Annotated in this window: 14 protein-coding genes; 5 read left to right on the forward strand and 9 right to left on the reverse strand. The window is 72.2% G+C overall.

Annotated features, from left to right (window positions below):
• The 9 genes from H5J33_RS06490 to H5J33_RS06530 form a co-directional block, all read right to left on the reverse strand.
• On the reverse strand, nt 1–1,080 hold a 1,080-nt coding region (locus tag H5J33_RS06490), incomplete at its 3' end, for an MCE family protein (RefSeq protein ID WP_181793850.1).
• A complete protein-coding gene (locus tag H5J33_RS06495; RefSeq protein ID WP_181793852.1) occupies nt 1,077–2,342 on the reverse strand; it encodes an MCE family protein in 1,266 nt (421 codons plus the stop codon). The genes H5J33_RS06490 and H5J33_RS06495, both read right to left, overlap by 4 nt.
• Nucleotides 2,339–3,361 (reverse strand): MCE family protein, encoded by a 1,023-nt coding sequence (locus tag H5J33_RS06500; RefSeq protein ID WP_181793854.1) that lies wholly within the window; start codon nt 3,359–3,361, stop codon nt 2,339–2,341. The genes H5J33_RS06495 and H5J33_RS06500 overlap by 4 nt, the downstream gene beginning before the upstream one ends.
• A complete protein-coding gene (locus tag H5J33_RS06505; protein ID WP_181793856.1) occupies nt 3,358–4,446 on the reverse strand; it encodes an MCE family protein in 1,089 nt (362 codons plus the stop codon). Before H5J33_RS06505 ends, H5J33_RS06500 begins: the two co-directional genes overlap by 4 nt.
• Nucleotides 4,443–5,498 carry an MCE family protein gene (locus H5J33_RS06510; protein WP_181793858.1) on the reverse strand — a complete coding sequence of 352 codons (1,056 nt, stop codon included), beginning with the start codon at nt 5,496–5,498 and terminating at the stop codon, nt 4,443–4,445. The genes H5J33_RS06505 and H5J33_RS06510 overlap by 4 nt, the downstream gene beginning before the upstream one ends.
• Entirely contained in the window at nt 5,495–6,748 is a 1,254-nt protein-coding gene (locus H5J33_RS06515; RefSeq protein ID WP_181793859.1) for an MCE family protein, read from the reverse strand. Before H5J33_RS06515 ends, H5J33_RS06510 begins: the two co-directional genes overlap by 4 nt.
• A gap of 1 nt (nt 6,749) precedes the next feature.
• Nucleotides 6,750–7,556, reverse strand: a complete 807-nt coding sequence (locus tag H5J33_RS06520) for an ABC transporter permease (RefSeq protein WP_181793861.1) — start codon at nt 7,554–7,556, stop codon at nt 6,750–6,752.
• A 6-nt stretch (nt 7,557–7,562) separates the two neighbouring features.
• Complete coding sequence (locus H5J33_RS06525; RefSeq protein WP_181793863.1) at nt 7,563–8,327, reverse strand: ABC transporter permease; 765 nt, start codon at nt 8,325–8,327, stop codon at nt 7,563–7,565.
• On the reverse strand, nt 8,324–9,328 hold the full coding sequence (locus tag H5J33_RS06530; RefSeq protein WP_181793865.1) for an ABC transporter ATP-binding protein: 1,005 nt from the start codon (nt 9,326–9,328) through the stop codon (nt 8,324–8,326). Before H5J33_RS06530 ends, H5J33_RS06525 begins: the two co-directional genes overlap by 4 nt.
• 649 nt (nt 9,329–9,977) lie before the next feature.
• On the opposite strand from H5J33_RS06530, the gene H5J33_RS06535 reads away from it, so the two are divergent.
• From H5J33_RS06535 to H5J33_RS06555, 5 genes are all read left to right on the forward strand, one after another.
• On the forward strand, nt 9,978–10,613 hold the full coding sequence (locus H5J33_RS06535) for a hypothetical protein (protein WP_181793867.1): 636 nt from the start codon (nt 9,978–9,980) through the stop codon (nt 10,611–10,613).
• Nucleotides 10,614–10,733: 120 nt separating this feature from the next.
• Nucleotides 10,734–12,341 (forward strand): DUF6801 domain-containing protein, encoded by a 1,608-nt coding sequence (locus H5J33_RS06540; protein WP_181793869.1) that lies wholly within the window; start codon nt 10,734–10,736, stop codon nt 12,339–12,341.
• A 56-nt stretch (nt 12,342–12,397) separates the two neighbouring features.
• The gene (locus H5J33_RS06545; RefSeq protein WP_181793871.1) at nt 12,398–13,339 is read left to right on the forward strand and encodes a hypothetical protein; all 942 of its coding nucleotides are present in this window, start codon (nt 12,398–12,400) and stop codon (nt 13,337–13,339) included.
• A gap of 210 nt (nt 13,340–13,549) precedes the next feature.
• Nucleotides 13,550–14,761, forward strand: a complete 1,212-nt coding sequence (locus tag H5J33_RS06550) for a helix-turn-helix domain-containing protein (protein WP_181793873.1) — start codon at nt 13,550–13,552, stop codon at nt 14,759–14,761.
• Nucleotides 14,762–14,884: 123 nt separating this feature from the next.
• Nucleotides 14,885–16,105 (forward strand): metallophosphoesterase, encoded by a 1,221-nt coding sequence (locus tag H5J33_RS06555; RefSeq protein WP_181793875.1) that lies wholly within the window; start codon nt 14,885–14,887, stop codon nt 16,103–16,105.
• Nucleotides 16,106–16,508 lie beyond the last annotated feature (403 nt).

Raw genomic sequence — 16,508 nt, forward strand, 5'->3', positions numbered from 1 at the left:
TACGTTGTACCCGTCCGCGGCGGAGGCGGTGCACGCCGCGCCGGTGTTGAGGGCGGGCGCGGTGCCGAGGTCGAGTCCGTTGCGGTAGCGGGTGGCGCCGTAACCGGCGGTGCAGGGCAGGGGCTTGAAGAAGGTGACGGCCATGCCGAGGTTCAGCTTCCCTCCGTCGACGGCGGTGGCCCCGGCGGACACGGCCGCCGGGTACTTGACGAGCAGTTCCTCCAGGCCGTGCTGCCGGGTGACGGCGATCTCGGAGGTGGTGAGCAGGTTGGCGAGGACGACGCCGAGGCTCGGGTCGAGATCCCGCAGGACCGCGCTGACCTGGGTGGCGGCCTGGGGCGCGGCGGCGAGGAGGCGGCGCAGGTCCGCGTCGGAGCCCTTGAGGGTGCGGGCCAGTTGCCTGGCTCCGACGGCGAAGTCCCGGATGGCCCGGGCCTCTTCGGCCTGTGTGCGCAGCACGGTCTCGCCGTCGGTGAGGAGCCGGGTGGTGGACGGCAGGTTGCGGTCGGCGGCCCGCAGGAAGGAGTCACCGCTGTCGAGCAGCGCCCGCAGATCGTCGCCGTGCCCTTCGAAGGTCTTGCCGAACTCGTCCACGACCGTGCGCAGGTCCTCCAGCGGTACGGACCGGGTCAGGTCGTCGACGCTGGCGAGTACGTCCGTGACGGGTGCGGGCACCTGGGTGTCGGACTGCTCGATCCGGGCGCCGTCGGCGAGGTAGGGGCCGGCGTCGCTGCGGGGGCGCAGGTCGATGTACTGCTCGCCGACGGCGGAGAGTCCGGCGACCACGGCGCGGGCGTCGGCGGGTATGCGCGGGGCGGACTTCTTGATGCGCAGTTCGGCCACGACACCGTCCGCGGTGAGGCCGATCGGGCCGACGCGGCCCACGGAGACGCCCCGGTAGGTGACGTCGGAGTGGGTGAACAGTCCGCCGGTCCGCGGGAGTTGCACGTCGACCGTGTAGTAGTCGGCGACGCCGGCGTACCGGCCGAGGTCGGCGTACCGGATGCCGAGGTAGGAGCAGGCGAGCACGGCGACGAGGAGGAAGGCGAGGTTCTTCAGCCGAACGGCGCGGGTGATCAACCGAGTTCACCTCCCGGTGCGGGTGTCCCGGAGCCGGTACCGGTGGCGGCGGGGGTGGAGACGGCGGGCAGGGGCAGCGGCGAGGAGGGGGCGGGGGTGGACCGGCGTTCCTTGCCGGTGCCTTCGCGGGCCGTCGTGCCGGGCTGCGCGCTCGCCGTCGGGGAGGGCGTGCTCCGCGGCACCAGCGGCGGGATGATCCGGGTTCCGGGTGCGGCCGTCATCTCCAGGTACACGTTGAGGTAGTCGCCCTTCACCCCGCGCAGCACCTCGTCCGTGAACGGGTAGGTGAGCAGGACCTGGAGCGAGTCGGGCAGGTCCGTGCCGGCGTCCGCGAGTGCCTTCAGGGTGGGTGCCATGGCCTTGAGGTCGGCGATCATGTCGTCCTTGCTCGCGTCGACGGTGGCGACGGCGACCCCGGAGAGGGTGTCGAGGGAGCGCAGCATGGTCAGCAGCGAGCCGCGTTGCCGGTCGAGGGTCTTCAGTCCGGGTGAGAGGCCGGTGAGGACGGTGGCGACGTCGTCCTCGCGGGTGGCGAGGGTCGCGGAGAGCCGGTTGACCGCGTCGAGCGCGTCGGTGATGTCGCCCCGGTGGCCGTCGAGGTCGGTCACCAGGGTGTCGACCCGGTGCAGTACGGAGCGGACGTCGCCCTCGCGGCCGCCGAGCGCCGCGTTCAGTTCCCGGGTGATGGTCTTGAGCTGGTTGACGCCGCCGCCGTTGAGCAGCAGGGAGAGCGCGCCGAGCACCTCCTCGACCTCGGTGTTGCGGCTGGTGCGGGAGACCGGGATGACGTCGCCGTCCGCCAGCCGCCCGGTGCCGGTCTCCCGGGCGGGTGCCGCGAGCTGGATGTACTTCTCGCCGAGGAGACCGGACTGTTCGACCCGGGCGGTGGCGTCGGCGGGCAGCCGTACCGCGCCGTTGATCCTCATGGTGACGCGGGCCGACCAGCCGTCGAGTTCGATGCCGGTGACCCGGCCGACGGCCACGTCGTCGACCTTCACCGCCGCCTGCGGCACCAGGCTGAGCACGTCGCGCAGTTCCGCCGTGACGGTGTACGGGTGGTCGCCGAGGTCGGCGCCGCCGGGCAGCGGCAGTTCCTGGATGCCGTCGAAGCGCGCCACCCCGAGGGTCGCCGCGCCGAGGGCCAGGACCAGGCCGAGGGCGAGCAGTGCGCCGGCGGTGAGGCGGGCGGCGTCCTTTCCGGTGGGCGCCCGTCCACGGAGCGCGGCGGCCGCCCGGCCGGGGGGCCGGGTGAGGAGCTTCATCGCCGCCCCTTCCCGGAGGCGGTGAAGCCGTCCGTCGGGTACAGCGGCAGCAGCGGGCCGCCCAGGCTGATCTCGTTGAGGTTGGCGCGGCCGTCGAGGGTGCGGGTGTCGGGGTCGTAGGCGTTCACGACGTTGCCGGCGGCCAGTGGTGCCACGTCCAGGGCCTCGGCGAGGGAGGCCCGCTGCTCGACGAGGGTGCGGGTGAGGGGGACGAGCCGGTCCACGTTCTCCTTCAGCGCGCCCCGGTTGTCCTCGATGAAGGTCTTGACCCGGCCCAGGGCGGTGCCGAGTTCCTTCAGGGCGCCGGCGAGGCCGTCCTTGTCGTCGGCGAAGAAGCCGACGACGTCGGCCAGGCGTTCCTGGGCGGTGCGCACGTCGTCGTCCTTGTCCTTGAGCATGGTGGTGAAGGCCTGGAGCCGGCTCAGCGTGCCGAACAGGTCGTCGCTGCTGCCGTCGAGGGTCTTGGCCGCCTTGCCGAACTGCTCGATGCTGTCGCCGATGGCCGCGCCGTTGCCGTGGAGGTTGGCCGCCCCGGTGCGCAGCAGGTCGGAGAGCGCGCCGGCGGAGTTGGCGCCGTCCGGGCCGAGCGCCCGGCCGAGTTCGGTGACCGAGTCGTACAGCTGGTCTATCTCGACGGGTGTGCGGTTGCGCGCGGCGGGCAGAACGGCGCCGTCGGCGAGGGCCGGGCCGTCCCGGTAGGCGGGGGTGAGCTGCACATACCGGTCGGAGACGACGCTCGGTGCGACGACGACGGCACGGGCGCCGTCGGGCACCTTGACGCCCTCGTCGAGCCGGAGGCCGACCCGTACCGTGGTGCCCTGCGGCCGCACCGACTCCACCTCGCCGACGCGTACGCCGAGGATCCGCAGGTCGGACCCGGCGTAGATGCCGACGGCACGGTCGAAGTAGGCGGTCAGGCGGGTGCCGTCGGAGCCGAGGACCCGTACGGCGGCGAGCCCGGCGGCGATCAGCACCGTCAGGGCGAGCGCGCAGACGAGGAGTTTCCGGCGTGTGCTCATCGCTCACCTTTCCGCTCGGCCGCGGCCGGCTGTCTCGGCGGCATGCAGCCGGTCGCGGGGCCGGACCCCGCGGGCAGGTAGGTGCGGGGGACGACGCCGCACAGGTAGCTGTCGAACCAGCGGCCGTTGCCCAGGGTGTTGCCGACGAGGCGGTAGTAGGGGCCGGCCAGTGCGAGGGTCTTGCCGAGCTGCGCGCTGTTCTTCTCCAGGACGGTGGTGACCCGGCCGAGCGCCTCGAGGGTGGGGCGCAGCTGCCGGTCGTTGTCGGTGACGAGGCCACTGAGCTGGGTGCCGAGGTCCCGGCTGCCCTTGAGCAGGGCCTGGATGGCGTCGCGGCGGTCGCGCAGTTCGCCGAGCAGGGAGCCGCCGTCCCGCAGGAGGATCTCGAAACTGGACCTCTTGTCCTTCAGTGTCTGGGTGAAGCGGGCGCTGCCGCGCAGGAGTTCGGCGAGTTCGGTGTCGCGCCGGGAGACGGACTTCGACAGCGCGGACAGGCCGTCGGCGGCTTCGCGCACGTGGGGCGGGGAGTTCGCGAAGGTCTTGGAGATGGCCTCGAAGCTGTCCGCGAGCTGCCGGGTGTCGATGGCGTCGATGGTGCCGCCGAGGTCCTGGAAGGCCTGGGTGACGTCGTACGGGGAGGTGGTGCGGGACAGCGGGATGCGGCTGCCGGGGTCCTGGCGGGCGGTGCCGAGCGGGTCGAGCGCCAGGTACTTGTCGCCGAGGACGGTCTTGATGGCGATGGCCGCGGTGGTCCGGTCGCCGATCCAGGCGTCCCCGACCTCGAAGCCGACCCGCACCTTGGGGCCGTCGAGGGCGACGCCGGTGACCTCGCCGACCTTCACGCCGGCGATGCGCACCTCGTCGCCCTCGTCGAGCCCGGCCGCCTCCGAGAAGTCGGCGCTGTAGGTGGTGCCGCCGCCGAACGGCAGCCGGTCCACCCGCAGGGCGAGGACGGCGAGCAGGGCGAGGGCGAGCAGTCCGACGACGGCCACGGCACGGGGGTCCCGCTCCCTGACCGGCTTGAAGCGCGGGCGCCGGGCGGTATCCGGCCGGCCGGTGCCACCGCGCCGTGCGAAGGGTCTCATCCGCGGCACCTCGATTCGGTGAGCGCGATTCCGGTCGGCGGTTTGGAGCCGTCGGAGGTGGTCACGTCGCTCACCCGTGCCTCGCACAGGTAGAGGTTGAACCACGATCCGTAGGAGGAGAGCCGGGCCAGGGCGGTCATCTTGGCGGGGCTGCGGTCGAGGAAGTCCTGGATCTGCGGGGTGTGTTCGGCCAGGCCGGTCGAGAGCCGGCCCAGTTCGCGGATGTCCTTCTTCAGGGGCGCGCGGCCGTCCTCGAGGAGCCCGGCGGTGACGGTGGTCAGCTCGCCCATGGCCTGGACGGCGTCGCCGAGGGGTTTGCGGTCGTCGTTGAAGCCGGTGACGAGGGACCGCAGGGTGGCGACCAGGTCGTCGAAGCCGGCCTCGCGTTGGTTGAGGGTCTTCAGGACGGTGGTGAGGTTCGCGACGACCTCGCCGATGACCTTGTCCTTGGCGGCGACGGTGGTGCTGAGCGAGCCGACGTGGCGGATCAGGCTGTCGACGGTGGCGCCCTCGCCCTGGAGCACCTGGACGATGGAACCGGCGAGTTCGTTGACGTCCTTCGGGGAGAGTCCTTCGAACAGCGGCTTGAACCCGTTGAAGAGCAGGGTGAGGTCCAGGGCGGGAGTGGTGTGTTCCAGCGGGATGGTGTCGCCCGGCCGGAGGGTGCCGGTCAGGTCGCCGCTGCCGCGGTCGAGGGCCAGGTAGCGCTGGCCGACCATGTTGAGGTACTTCACTGCGGCGGTGGCCGACCGCGGCAGCCGGCGGTCCTCGCGGACGGTGAAGGTGACCTGTGCGGTGCGGTGGCGGACGACCCGGATGTCGGTCACCTCGCCGACCTTCACACCGGAGATCCGCACGCCGGCGCCCTCGTCGAGGCCGGTGACGTCGGTGAACAGCGCCCGGTAGGTGGAGGTGCGGCCGCCGATGCCGGTGTCGGCGACGCTGAGGCCGAGCACGGCGGTGGCGAGGCCGGTCACCACCACGAAGGCGAGCGACTTCAGCAGCGGCCCGGCCAGGGAGCGCCGCCGGGTGTGCGCGTCCGGGGCGGTCATCCGAGGGTCACCTCCGTGCCTCGGTAGGCCGGGCCGGCCAGCAGGCTGCTCCAGTCGGGCAGTTCGCCGGGGGAGCGGCCGGCGGCGGGGGCCAGCAGTTCGTTGAGGAGGTCGTTCTCCTGCGGGGTGTTGGCCGGGCCGAGTTCGGCGCCGGTGTCCTTGTACGCCGTCACGGCCGGTTCCCCGCCGGTGCCCAGGTAGGGCACGGGGTAGCAGCGGGGGCCGCCTCGGGAGCCGTAGACCGGGGTGTCGCGGCCGGGGCGGTAGGCGCCGCGCGAGGGTACGGCGGTGACGTCGACGTGGATGCCGGGCCGGTCGGTGCCCTTGCCGAGCGCCTTGTCCATGGCGGGCACGAACTCGGCGAGGGTGCGCAGGGTGCAGGGGAAGGACGGGGAGTACTCGGCGAGCAGCGCGAGGGTGGGCCGGCTCGCGGCGCTGAGCCGGATCACGTTCTGCGCGTTCTGCTGGAGGAAGGCGGTCATGTCCTCGGCCGTCCGGGTGGTGGCGCCGAAGGTGTCGGCGAGACGGGCCTCCTGCTCGGCGAGGGTGCCGCTGGTGGTGGTGAAGTCGGTGAGCGCGGTGAGGATGTCGGGGGCGGCGTCCGCGTAGACATGGCTGACCTTCACGAGTTCCTTGAGGTCGCGGTTGAGCGTGGGCAGCTGGGGGTTGAACCGGCGCAGGTGCGCGTCGAGCCGGGTGAGGGTGGAGCCGAGCCGGTCGCCGCGGCCCTCCAGGGCCTGGGCGACGGCGGAGAGGGTGGCGGAGAGCTTGTGCGGCTGGACCGCGGTGAGCATCGGCAGCACGTTGTCGAGGACCTGCTGGAGTTCCACGGCGTTCGCGGAGCGGTCCTGCGGGATGACGGCCCCGGCAGCCAGCGGCCGGGGCGAGGGGCGCGCGGACGGCACGAGCGCGACGTACCGTTCGCCGAACAGCGTGGTCGGCAGCATCTGCGCGCGCACGTCGGACGGCACCCGGTCCAGGGCGCCGGGTTTCATGGCGAGGGTGAGCCGGGCGCCGTCGCCGGTGGCGTGGATGGCGCGGACCTCGCCGACGACGACGCCGCGCAGTTTGACCTCGGCGCCCGGGTGCATCTCGTTGCCGACGCTGCCGGTCTCGACGACCACCGGGGCAAAGGAGGTGAACTTCTTGTCGTAGACGGCGACGGCGAGCCAGATCAGCAGGGCGGGCACCAGCAGGAACACCACCCCGGCCGTGCGGCGGCGCAGCGTCTCGCCTCGTGGTCGGCTCATCTCACCCCGCCACCTTCACGGTCGTGGTCGCGCCCCACAGGGCGAGCGACAGGAAGAAGTCGGTGACGCTGATCAGCACGATGGCGTTGCGTACGGAGCGGCCCACGGCGATGCCGACGCCGGCCGGGCCGCCGGCGGCGCGGTAGCCGTAGTAGCAGTGGGCGAGGATCACCATCACGCTGAAGATCAGCACCTTCAGGACGGACAGGAGCACGTCCGTCGGGGAGAGGAACAGGTTGAAGTAGTGGTCGTACGTGCCCCGGGACTGGCCGTTGAACAGGACGGTCACCAAGCGGGAGGACACGTAGGAGGAGAGCAGGCCGATCGCGTAGAGCGGGATGATGGCGACGACCCCGGCGATGACGCGGGTGGTGACGAGGTAGGGCATGGAGCGGATGCCCATGCCTTCGAGGGCGTCGACCTCCTCGTTGATGCGCATGGCGCCGAGCTGCGCGGTGAAGCCCGCGCCCACGGTCGCGGAGAGGGCGAGTCCGGCGACGAGGGGGGCGATCTCGCGGGTGTTGAAGTAGGCGGAGACGAATCCGGTGAACGCGGCGGTGCCGATCTGGTCGAGGGCCGCGTACCCCTGGAGTCCGACGACGGTCCCGGTGAACAGGGTCATCGCGATCATCACGCCGATGGTGCCGCCGATGACGCCGAGTCCTCCGGTGCCGAAGGCGACCTCGGCGAGGAGCCGCTGGACCTCTTTGAGGTAGCGGCGCAGGGCGCGCGGGATCCACAGCAGGGCCCGGGTGTAGAAGAGCAGGTGGTCGCCGGAGCGGTCGAGCCAGGCGAGCGGGGAGGCCATCGCGGGTCAGCCCCCCTTCGGCGGGACGATCCGCAGGTACAGGACCGTCATCACCATGTTGACGAAGAAGAGCAGGAGGAAGGTGATGACGACGGACTGGTTGACGGCGTCGCCGACCCCCTTGGGACCGCCGCGCGGGTTGAGCCCCCGGTAGGCGGCGACGATGCCCGCGATGAACCCGAAGACCAGGGCCTTGAGTTCGCTGATGTACAGGTCGGCCGGCTGGGCGAGGGAGGAGAAGCTGGACAGGTAGGCGGCGGGGGTGCCGTCCTGCAGGATGACGTTGAAGAAGTAGCCGCCGAGGGTGCCGACGACGGAGACCAGGCCGTTGAGCAGGACCGCCACGCCCATGGTGGCCAGCACCCGGGGCACGACCAGGCGCTGCACGGGCGAGACGCCCATGACCTCCATGGCGTCCAGTTCCTCGCGGATCTTGCGGGAGCCCAGGTCGGCGCAGATGGCGGAGCCACCGGCGCCGGCGATCAGCAGGGCGACGATGAGCGGGCCGGCCTGCTGCACGACGGCGAGCACGCTGGCGCCCCCGGTGAAGGACTGGGCGCCCAGTTGCCGCGTGAGCGAGCCGACCTGGAGCGCGATGACCGCGCCGAAGGGGATGGAGACGAGGGCGGCGGGCAGGATGGTGACTCCGGCGACGAACCAGAACTGCTCGACGAACTCGCGGAACTGGAAGGGCCGCCGGAACATGGCGCGGGCGACCTCGACGGCGAGCGCGAAGAGCCGCCCGGACTGCCGCAGCGCGCCGGTGATCATGCGCCGCTCCCGGCGGCGGGGATCGGCCGGGTGGGTGCCGCGGCGCTGTCCGCGTAGGTCCGCAGGATGGCGGCGCGGGCGGCGGAGGGCAGTTGGTCGATCATGCGCAGGACGCGTTCGCGCCGCCGGGTGACGGCGCGGCGGTGCGGCAGGCCGGGCGACGGCTCCAGCTGCGGAACGATCCTGCGGGGCTCGGCGGCGCGGGCGGTGCTCGCCTCGGCCGCGAGGGTGGCGGCGTCCTTCTCCTCCGACATCCCGATGGGGCCTTCGCGCCGGCCGTCGAGGAACTGGGCGACCACCGGTTCCTCGCTGGTGAGCAGCACCTCGCGCGGGCCGAAGGTGACGAGTTCGCGCCGGAAGAGCATCCCCATGTTGTCGGGCACGGTGGCGGCGATGTCGAGGTTGTGGGTGACGATCAGCATGGTCGCGTCGAGCTGCGCGTTCAGGTCGATCAGCAGCTGGGAGAGGTAGGCGGTGCGGACCGGGTCGAGACCGGAGTCCGGTTCGTCGCACAGGATGATCTGCGGGTCCAGCACGAGCGCGCGGGCGAGTCCGGCCCGTTTGCGCATACCACCGCTGATCTCCCCCGGCAGTTTGTCCTCGGCGCCCAGCAGTCCGACGATCTCGATCCGCTCCATGACGATGCGGCGGATCTCGGACTCCTTCTTGCGGGTGTGCTCACGCAGTGGGAAGGCGATATTGTCGAACAGCGACATGGATCCGAACAGGGCACCGTCCTGGAACATGAGCCCGAATAACTTACGGGTCTCGTAGATTTCCCGCTCGGGGCTGTTCACCATGTCCACTCCATTGATGAGCACCCGGCCTTTCTCGGGTTTGAGCAGCCCGACGAGCGACTTCAGGAAGACGGTCTTCCCGGTGCCGGACGGCCCCAGCATGACGCTTACTTCTCCGGCCGGAAGAGTGAGTGTCACGTCCCGCCAGACGCTCTGCTTACCGAAGGACTTGGTCAGGCCTTCGACCACCACTTCGACGCCCATATCACCTCCAGCGGACGCAGGTTGGTTCCGAGTTCACGGGTGCCGCACGTCAAGTGGTGCGCAGCCCGCCGGCATCGGGTGCGGCCCCGCGACCCCCGCGGCCGTTCCGGCGTTTGTCACCCCGCAGACAACCCCGCTCCGCCCGTCCGCGCCTCGGCGGGGACAGGGCGGACCGGGGGTCGCAGGACATCCGCCACGGCCCGGCCGGCGGGGGTCGCCGACCTGGCACCGAGCACCGCACCGGCACGTTACGGCCGGGTAACCGCGGTGGGCAATACAGGGTTCCAGGTTTTCGGGGAGTGCCGGTCCGGCCATGCGAAATCTGTCACGGCGTAGACAAACCCGCCCCCGGAACTTGTTGCCGGGTGAGTGATCCGGCTGCGTGCGGGCAGGCCGGCAACACCCCCTCCCGGGCCGCCGGAGACCCCCGGCTTTGGCAGTGGATGACTAAGACCGGCCGCGGATCACTCACCCCGGAAAGAGATGGTTCCTGTTTTCAAAGAATCATGAACAACGGCATTGTTCGGCGAAGTTTCCCGCCAGTAACGTCATGGGTCGCGGACGGGGAACACCGAGCCGCGGGCCGCACACCCCTCGATTCAGCAGCGGCCCATCCCTGCCGTTCAACCACAAGGAGAGCCCTGACGCCATGAAGAAGCACACGAGAAGGCTCGCCGTCGTGGCGGGTGCGGCCGCAGCCGCCTTCGGTCTCACCGCCGGTCCCGCCTCGGCGGCTCCCTCCACGGTCTGGACCGTCACCCCGACGGGCAGCTACACCGCGACGAACAGCGGCAACATCGTGCTGACCGCGACCATTCCGATGACGTGCACGGTCTCCAGCGCGTCCGGCACCATGGCAAGCGCCACCGGCAACCCGGCCACGGTCGCCACCATCAGCGCGATCAGCTTCGGCACCTCGGCATCGCCGTGCACCAGCGTCCTGGGCAACGTCAGCACCGTCGCGGTCACCCCCTGGACGGTCGTGGCCCAGGACTACAACGCCTCGACCGGCGTCACCACGGGCTACGTCGGCAACATCACGGCCAACGTGACCGCGGGCGCGTGCAAGTTCACCGTGACGGGCAAGGCCTCGGGCACCTACACCAACTCCACGGGCGTCCTGGCGGTCAACAGCGTCGCGGGCGAGCTGGTCGTCAGCTCCAACCCGGCCCCCGTCAACTGCGGCACGGTGGTCACCACCACCACCAAGCCCACCTTCAAGGGCAATTACGTCATCAAGTCCTCCAACGGCACCATCCCGAAGATCGTCGGCTCCAACCCGTAAGGCGCCGCCGTCCGCGTCCGCCCGGCCGGGCACGCACCCCGGCCGGGCGGACGCGGACTGCCCGGCCCCGCCTCCCGGCGCCCTTCCCCGTCCACCCGGTGTACGACCGACTGGAGCTGTATGAGAGGCCATCGCGCCGCCGCGCCGCGGCTGCCCCGGGTCCGTGCCCGTACCACGGCCATCGGCGCGTTCGTGGTACTCGCCGCCATGGTCCCGGCCGCGGTCTCGGCCTCGGCCACCCAGAAGGCCGATGTCGCGCTCCCCTACGTCTGCCGGCTGCCCTCGGGGGAGCTGCCCGCGACGGTACGCGTCACGGCGGACTTCCCCGCCACGGCCAGGGCGGGCGAGGCGTTCACCCCCACCGGTGTCACGACATCCGTGGAGCTGCCGGCCGAAGCGGTGGCGGACCTCGCCCGCGGCCGGGCGTCCGGCGTGCGCGCGGTGACCCGCCTCGGGATCGGGATCGCGCAGGGCGAGTCGGCGGCCGAGGCGACCTGGCGCGGTACGGCGCGGCCGGCCGCCCTGCCCGCCTCGGGACCCCTGACGCTGACCGCGACGGGCGACGTCGCCTCCGTCACCGCGAACGCGGACGGCGCCCTCGCCTTCTCCGCCGGCGCCCTGGACCTCGACCTGGCGCTCGACACCCCGGACGGCACCGCCGCCGACCCCGCCGCACTGACCATCGGCTGCTCGCTCGCCGAGGACGCGCCGAAGCGGGGTCTGCTGGCCACCGTACCGATCGAGCCGGATCCCGCGCCCTCGTCCACCGGCCCCGCCGCACCGGCTCCCTCCGTCCCGGCGCCGGATACCGGCACACCTGGCACCCCCGGTGCATCCGGAACCCCCGGTTCTCCGGACGGCCGGGACGGCCGAGGGAGCCGGGGCAAGGCGCCGACGGTGACGGAACGGGCGCCGCGGGGCGCCGCCGCCCGCCGCCCGGACGCCCCGCCCTGCCGCTACGACGAGCGGCACCCGTCCACCTCGGCCTCGCTGAACGCCTACGTCACCGGCTACACCAACGTGCGCAAACTGGCCGGGGCCTCGCTGATCCCCCTGTCCTGCGCGCTGATCGAGCAGGGCCCCACCGACATCGAGCTCTTCCCGGACTACAGCGGGGGCTATCTCACCCAGCGCTCGCAGGGAACGCTCTGGTACCGGGACAAGCCGCAAACCCCGCCGTTCCAGGCCACCTTCCTGACCTTCGGCTTCGTGCCGACGAAGGCCACCATGGTGCTGGAGCAGACGGGTCCCATGACCATGGACGGCAAGGGCGAGACCTCGTTCGTCACCCTGTTCACCAAGATGGAGACACGGGTACGGGTCCCGCTGGTCCTGCGGGTGACCGCCCTGGAGGTCAACGGAACACCGCTGGACGTCGGTGCCGGCTGCCGGACGCGAGGCCCGCTGCGCTCCGAGGAGCCCGAGCCCGCGAAGTTCCCCGGCGACCACCTGGTGCTGACCGGCCGCAGTTCGCACCAGCCCCCCGCCCTGCCGGTCGGCTATCTGCTCAGCTCCGGCGGCCCGCTGACCGGCGAGGTGACCATCCCCGCCTTCACCCACTGCGGCGGCAAGGGCGAGAACGTCGACCGCCTGCTCACCGCCTCGGTCTCCGGCCCCGGCAACTACGTCAAGCAGATGCAGGGCCAGACGTGCGCGGTGCAGGTCTTCAACCCCGACCAGTGCACCAAGGACCTGCAACCCCTCGTCATCCCCGTCCCCGAGCGCTGAGCCGCCCGCGCCCGGCACCCGCCCCCTGTCCCCCTCCTCCCCGGAAGGCCACCACCATGCCCCGGCTCTCCCCCCGCACCCGGCTCTCCGCCCTCGCCGCCCTGACCGCGCTCGGCACCCTCGCCACCATCGGCGGCGCGTCGGCCGCCGAGCCCACGCTGAACGGCCAGTGGGCCCCCTTCACCCGCTGCCCCGTGGACGCCCCGGCGATGCTGGCCGCCGACGGTTCCGGCAAGACCCCGCAGTGCGTGATCTCCACCTCCGCCGGCGGCTCGATCAAGCTGGGCAAGACCACCGTGGTCACGGGCCGGACCAACCTCCAGTTCGGTGTCGTCCAGAACGCGGACGGCACCAGTACCGTCGTCGCCCCGCCCTCCGGCGCGCTGGTCGCCGACCCGGCCACCGTCCCCGGCGGCCTGCTCGGCCTGATGTGTCCGAGCGACATCCCGGTGATCAGCGGCATCTGCCAGTCCCTCAGCGACTCCAAGCTGAACAAGATCACCGCCACCATGGAGTCCGTCGGCGCGCCGTACGCCTTCGACCAGACCGCGGGCGTCCTCAAGGACATGCCGATCATCGCCCTGCCGGTCCGCATCCACCTGCAGAACCCGCTCCTCGGCGACAACTGCTACATCGGGTCGGCGTCCGCGCCGATCGTGCTGCGGCCGAAGAACCTCGACTACCCGGCGTTCGGGATGACCTTCTTCAAGGGGGACGGCACGGCCGACGAGGCCGGCGAGATGAGCCGGATCGACCTCACCGGCGCCCCGCAGAACGACGACGGCTTCGCGGTGCCGGGGGCCGCCGGCTGCGGCCTGAACGTCGGCCTGATCAACGCCGCCGTCAACGCCAAGACCGGCCTGCCCTCCGCCGCCGGGAACAACAGCCTCACCCTGAACAGCGCCCAGACCTTCCTGGCCGGCCTCACCGCGCCCGGCACCGTCGTACCCGACGCCGGCAAGGTGCTGGCCCAAAACTGGCACTCCGCCGTCCGGTGACGGCCACCGCCCGGCCGTTTTCCGGCGGGGGGCTGCGGCGGGCACCGGTGTAATCCGCCGGAGCGGTGTACACCGGGCGGCTTAGTTGATTAAGTGTCAGCACCCAGACCGGTGTGACACCTGGTGGACCGGGCCGGGCGCCCTGCGCGCGAGGCGGACGGCGCCCGGCCGGCCGCCTCGCCGGACACTTCTGAGCGCAAGAGGTGACTCATGCCCTCGATCGCACGGTCCCCCGAAGTCGGTGAACCGCTCGGCCCCCTGCCCAAGAGGTTCGCCGCGTTCATACGGCCCGAACTGCCGAGCCTGCTCAACGAGATACGAGCGGAGGTCACCCGCGCCTACCCGGTGTACGGCCGGCTGCTCAACGGGCCGAGCGGGGACGCGATCCGCCAGGGTGTGGAGCTGGCGCTGGTCACCTTCGTGGACCGGGTGGCCGATCCCGGCAGGCGCTCGGAGGCCCGCGACGAACTGCTGCGCAGATTCGGCCGGGTGGAGGCGTACGAAGGCCGCGACCTGCACACCCTGCAAGGCGCCTACCGCCTCGGCGCGCGGATCACGCTGCGCCGCGCCAAGACGCTCGGGCGGCAGCACAACCTCTCCCCCACCCTCATCCTCTCCTTCGCCGACGCCCTCTTCGCCTACGTCGACGAACTGGAGGCGGTCACCCGCGAGGGGTACGCGGAGGTGCGGGAACGGGCCGCGTCGGAGGTGTCCGCGTTACGAAGACGCTTGTTACACCTCATCCTGGCCGCACCGCCGCTGCCGGGGACCACCGTCACCGAGCTGGCCGAGGCCGCCGGCTGGGAGCTGCCCCCGCGGTGCACCCTGGTCGCGCTGCGCCCCCCGGTGGCCGACCGCATCCAGGCCGCGCTGGACGAGGACGTCCTCGTCGACCTCGACATGCCCCAGCCCCACCTGCTCGTCCCCGGCAACCTCACCCCGCAGCGCCTGGCGATGATCGGCAAGGCCCTGTCCGGCACCCGTGCCGTGCTCGGTCTCACCGTCCCGCTCGGCCAGGCCGCCGACTCGGTGCGCTGGGCGCGCCGCGTCCTGCAACTGGTCGACGACGGAGTGGTTCCCGACGCCCCGCTGATCGCCTGCGAGGACCACCTCACCACGCTGTGGCTGCTGTCCGACCACGCCCTGGTCGACCATCTCGCGGCCCGCGAACTCGCCCCGCTGGACGGACTCCCGGCCAGCCGGCGCGGCCGGCTCATCGAGACCCTGCGGGTCCACATCTCCTCCCGCGCGCCCGCGGAGCAGGTGGGCGAGATGCTGGGCGTCCACGCCCAGACCGTCCGCTACCGCCTGCGCACCCTCGACTCCTTCCTCGGCGACCGGCTCGCCGACCCCGAGCACCGCTTCGCCCTGGAGGTCGCCTTGCGCGCGCTGCACCTGCGGGGACACGACGGCTCGCGGTGAGGTGGTGCGGGACGCGCGGGTCCTCCGCCGGCCCGGCGGCCGCTCCCCCGCGCACCGTATCCGCCCGGCCGAGGGCGACCGGATACAGTGCGCGCGAGGACCGACCGGTCAGGGAGGGCAAGCGTGACCGACACCAGCAGCACCCGGCCCGCCGAGGGTGAGGCGCGGGCTCCGCGGCCGAGCCTGCTGCACCGGCTGATGCGCCATCTCCCGCTGGTCGCCCCCGTATTGCTGTGGGCCGTGCCCTGCTGGGTGCTCCTGTACACGGGCCAGCACTGGCCGCGGCCCGTCACGCCGGCCGGCACCGTCCTGTTCGCCGCGGGCCTCGTCGGTATGCCGGTCGCGATGGCGCGCGGTCACGGCAGGCGGCAGCGGGACCGGGCGGCGATCGTCGGTGACACCTTGCTGGGCGCGGCCTGGGTGCTGTTCACGTGGTCCGTTCTGCTCGGCGTCCTGGTGCGGGCCGCACTGACCCTGGCCGGGGCCGGAGCGAGCCAGGACCGGGCCCGCGTCGTCACCTGGGCCGTCCTCGGCGTGAGCGCCGTCCTGCTCGCCTGGGGGTACGCCGAGGCCCGCCGGGTACCCCGCGTGCGCCGGCTCGACGTGGAACTCCCGCGGCTGGGCGCCGGGTTGGACGGGCTGCGGGTCGCCCTCGTGACCGACACCCACTACGGCCCGCTGGACCGCGCCCGCTGGTCGGCGCGGGTGTGCGAGCGGGTGAACACCCTGGACGCCGACCTGGTGTGCCACACCGGTGACATCGCCGACGGCACGGCCGCACGCCGCCGCGCCCAGGCCGCCCCGCTCGGTACCGTGCGGGCCGCCCACGCCCGGGTCTACGTCACCGGAAACCACGAGTACTACAGCGAGGCCCAGGGCTGGGTCGACCTGATGGACGAGCTGGGCTGGGAGCCGCTGCGCAACCGCCATCTGCTGCTCGAACGCGGTGGCGACACCCTCGTGGTCGCCGGCGTGGACGACGTCACCGCCGGGTCGTCCGGCCTGGCGGGCCACCGCGCCCATCTCGCCGGGGCCCTGGAGGGCGCCGATCCCGGCCTGCCCGTGCTGCTCCTGGCCCATCAGCCCAAGTTCGTCGACCGGGCGGCGGCCGCCGGCGTCGACCTCCAGCTCTCCGGGCACACCCACGGCGGCCAGATCTGGCCCTTCCACCATCTGGTCCGCCTCGACCAGCCCGCCCTCGCCGGCCTCAGCCGCCACGGCACCCGGACCCTCCTCTACACCAGCCGCGGCACCGGTTTCTGGGGTCCGCCGTTCCGCGTCTTCGCCCCCAGCGAGATCACCCTGCTCGTGCTCCGCTCCCCGCGGCCGCCGGCCTCGTCGTAACGCGGGTGTCACCCCACGGAAATACGAAACTTTCGAACGAAAATCGGAATCTTTTCCTGTGGGGAGTATTGACGGTGCACCGTCATGGCTCGATCATCCCTGTCTGAGAGAGCGACCGAAGTTCGGCATCTCGAACCACATCGGCCCTGCGCGATCCATGCTGCACGGCAGGTCCGCGCACAGCCACGCGCCGTTGGGACCGCCCCCTCCCAGGACGCGATCCCCTGCGCTCCAGTCCTTCCCCGATGTCCCCCTTGGAGGCACCGTCATGGGCCCGTCCGCCCTCCCCAGATCCGCTGTCCGCCCCAGGCTCCGCCGCCTGCTGCCGGCGCTGCTCGTCGGCGCCCTCGGCGCGGCTCATGAGACGTTCACACAGGATTCCGTGGCGGTCACGGAGGGTGGC

Origin of the sequence: Streptomyces sp. WELS2, from assembly GCF_013870595.1 — a bacterium.
In the GTDB taxonomy this organism is placed as follows: Bacteria; Actinomycetota; Actinomycetes; order Streptomycetales; family Streptomycetaceae; genus Streptomyces.

What these genes read in the sequence shown, in the direction of transcription:
- H5J33_RS06495 (WP_181793852.1), bottom strand. Translation starts at nt 2,342, where the DNA reads ATGAAGCTCCTCACCCGGCCCCCCGGCCGGGCGGCCGCCGCGCTCCGT.
- H5J33_RS06500 (WP_181793854.1), bottom strand. Translation starts at nt 3,361, where the DNA reads ATGAGCACACGCCGGAAACTCCTCGTCTGCGCGCTCGCCCTGACGGTG.
- H5J33_RS06505 (WP_181793856.1), bottom strand. Translation starts at nt 4,446, where the DNA reads ATGAGACCCTTCGCACGGCGCGGTGGCACCGGCCGGCCGGATACCGCC.
- H5J33_RS06510 (WP_181793858.1), bottom strand. Translation starts at nt 5,498, where the DNA reads ATGACCGCCCCGGACGCGCACACCCGGCGGCGCTCCCTGGCCGGGCCG.
- H5J33_RS06515 (WP_181793859.1), bottom strand. Translation starts at nt 6,748, where the DNA reads ATGAGCCGACCACGAGGCGAGACGCTGCGCCGCCGCACGGCCGGGGTG.
- H5J33_RS06520 (WP_181793861.1), bottom strand. Translation starts at nt 7,556, where the DNA reads ATGGCCTCCCCGCTCGCCTGGCTCGACCGCTCCGGCGACCACCTGCTC.
- H5J33_RS06525 (WP_181793863.1), bottom strand. Translation starts at nt 8,327, where the DNA reads ATGATCACCGGCGCGCTGCGGCAGTCCGGGCGGCTCTTCGCGCTCGCC.
- H5J33_RS06530 (WP_181793865.1), bottom strand. Translation starts at nt 9,328, where the DNA reads ATGGGCGTCGAAGTGGTGGTCGAAGGCCTGACCAAGTCCTTCGGTAAG.
- H5J33_RS06535 (WP_181793867.1), top strand. Translation starts at nt 9,978, where the DNA reads ATGAAGAAGCACACGAGAAGGCTCGCCGTCGTGGCGGGTGCGGCCGCA.
- H5J33_RS06540 (WP_181793869.1), top strand. Translation starts at nt 10,734, where the DNA reads ATGAGAGGCCATCGCGCCGCCGCGCCGCGGCTGCCCCGGGTCCGTGCC.
- H5J33_RS06545 (WP_181793871.1), top strand. Translation starts at nt 12,398, where the DNA reads ATGCCCCGGCTCTCCCCCCGCACCCGGCTCTCCGCCCTCGCCGCCCTG.
- H5J33_RS06550 (WP_181793873.1), top strand. Translation starts at nt 13,550, where the DNA reads ATGCCCTCGATCGCACGGTCCCCCGAAGTCGGTGAACCGCTCGGCCCC.